The sequence below is a fragment of the Microvirga sp. P4_A5 genome, assembly GCF_056402495.1.
On record NZ_JBFUHH010000189.1, the window covers coordinates 1 to 2361 of the forward strand.

3 protein-coding genes are annotated in these 2361 nt (G+C 60.7%); all 3 read right to left on the reverse strand.

Annotated features, from left to right (window positions below):
* On the reverse strand, positions 1-534 hold a 534-nt coding region (locus tag AC1DVM_RS22975; RefSeq protein ID WP_477258429.1), incomplete at its 3' end, for a hypothetical protein.
* 655 nt (positions 535-1189) lie between these two features.
* The gene (locus AC1DVM_RS22980) at positions 1190-1693 is read right to left on the reverse strand and encodes a PilZ domain-containing protein (RefSeq protein ID WP_477258431.1); all 504 of its coding nucleotides are present in this window, start codon (positions 1691-1693) and stop codon (positions 1190-1192) included.
* Positions 1694-1951: 258 nt separating this feature from the next.
* On the reverse strand, positions 1952-2361 hold a 410-nt coding region (locus AC1DVM_RS22985), incomplete at its 5' end, for a gamma-glutamyltransferase (RefSeq protein WP_477258433.1).

A 2361-nucleotide genomic window follows, 5' to 3' on the forward strand; every position in this document is an offset into this window, starting at 1 on the left:
GTCCCGGGGAGGCGATTTCTCGCGCGGCTGCGGCTCCGTCGATGGCGCGGCCGCACCATCGGCGCCAGTTCCGAGGGGCAGCGGCGCCTGCATCGCCACGAGGGCCTGCCCGCCCGCCTCGACGTTGACGCGATTGTTGACGCTGACCGGGCCCGGCACCAGCCCCCGCCCGCGCGCCAAGGCCTCCCGCAACCGAAGGCCCATGTTCACCAATCGCTCGGCCTGCCGGATCGTCATGTCCCGATGTTCCGGCGAAATCCCGAATTCCCGCGCCCGCTTGAGGGACTCCAGGGCATTCATCTCGATCGCAACCAGCTGACCGACAAGAAGCCCCTCGTCGCCATCCCGCGGGGCGCATTCCGCCATCGCCGCCATCGCCACGTCTCGGCCGTTATAGAGCCCCAATGTGTGAGGCACCGCGTCCGCGACGAGAGCTTCGATCCCCTCTCGCAAGGCGGTACGCTTGGACCCGGTTGCCGCCTCAGGCGCGGTCGTGTCGTCCGTTGGCGCGATCAGTTTAGTGCCGTCCTTCATGACGTCCTCCATCGATGAAACAGCCCCGATCTACATCGTCCGCCGAATAGTGCGCCACCCCACCGCCAGACATGGAGGCAAATTCGTTTCTGTTGTTTACAGTATTCTTGAGTGTCGACTGACTTAGCCTTGGCCTATCAAACAAATCTCACGACGATATCATTAGGTCGCCAGTACTGTGCATGGGGTTGTTCCGCAGGTTTGCGATCGAACTTCGCTGACGGGCGCCTCGATGAAACTATTCGTCCGGTGTCGTGCGTGAGCACGGGTCACGCCGACGGCGGTGATCCCCTGGTCATCGCCCATGGAAGCCACGTCGTGACGGGCGACATTGTCTGGTTGCGATTGCCTTGGAGGGATGATGCGGGATCTACGAGACGCCCGCTGCGAATGGCCAGCAAATCTGGGGCGCTTTCGATCCCCGCTTGGCTATTTGGGTGGGGACGGGCTTTACGCCGTCATCCGCGAACTCGGACACGCCGTCGGCCTCGACACCTTGAATCGCATCATCTACGACAAGGCCACGGGCTGCCTTGATTCCGATCCCGATGGAACGGGTTCTCCCCTCAAATCACGCTTTCCATTCTCACCAATAAGGTCAGTCGCGACGCGACCGATTCCTTTGTAATGTAACGCGTCCGGTTACGGTTCCGATTTACTTCGTCGGGTCAATTTCGAGTTCTAGCTTCACCGCATCGAGGGGGACACCTTCGAGGTGGGCAATCCGTTGGCGGGCCTCATCGAGGACCGCCTGCACAGCGGGCGCATGGGGGACGGAAACAATGGGTTCGGGTCCAGCATTGTCCGGTTGTTCGACGCTGGGCAAGATTGCGCGGGACAAGGAATCTGACGGCAGTTCCGGGTCGTGGACGAACGAAACGCCGTGATCATTTCCGTGGGACCAGCGGAGGTACACGCGAATGGCTGGGCCCCTCTTGGGGATATCCAGCTCGAATTCCGGCGGCAGGAAAACCGGATGCGCAAACGCGAGCCTTGCGCCGGTGTCGGAAATATCGCGGACGGAGCAGTCGATAACGGACTTGCGATTGTTGAAAATGATGCGCCCGGCGAGAAGAGAACGGGCGCGTCGCGATTTGCGCTTTTCCACCAAATTGTCACCCATCATCACGCAGGCACCCGTCGAGGACAGAAGGTCCATGTTCCAGCCTCGATAGACACAAGTTGCGCCGTCGAAAATTTGAACCGTTGCCACTCACTACAACAGAAAGCTTATCATAGTATCGAATGTCGCCCCGCTCGTTAATCAAGCGCTTCATTGATTCACCGTTTTCTCCAGATTGACGCGAGCAGCCATGTGGGCGACGGTTCACCTTGACCGGACAGAGCGATGGTCAAAGGGATATTGGCCTCGGGCGACCTTTGCAATGACCTGATGGTGTCGATCGCTTCCACTCCGTCAGAAGCCACCAGCCTGTCCGTCCTTGCGGGGATCGGAACCCGCCACATAGCCGCCCTCGACTTTCTGGATAAGTTGGCTGCCGCCAAATCCGAAGCTCTGGTCAGGTGTTTCCGATTTTATGACATGTCCTCGCGCCGCGAGACCCTCGATGAGTTCGGCGCGCATCGTTGATTCGAGGGCGACTTCCAAACCTTGCAGAATGCGCCAGCGGGGCGCGTCCGACGCCGTCTGCGGATCCTGCCCCCAAATCTGCGTTCGCAGGACCATTTGCACATGGCCCTGGGCCTGCATCGGACCGCCCATGAGGCCGAACGCCATCGTGGGTTCGCCGCGTCGGGTCACGAAGCCCGGAATGATGGTGTGGAACGGGCGCTTGTTCGGGCCGACCTGGTTGGGATGTCCAGCTT

Coding starts and splice junctions, on each gene's coding strand:
- AC1DVM_RS22980 (WP_477258431.1), bottom strand. CDS start 1,693: ATGGACCTTCTGTCCTCGACGGGTGCCTGCGTGATGATGGGTGACAAT.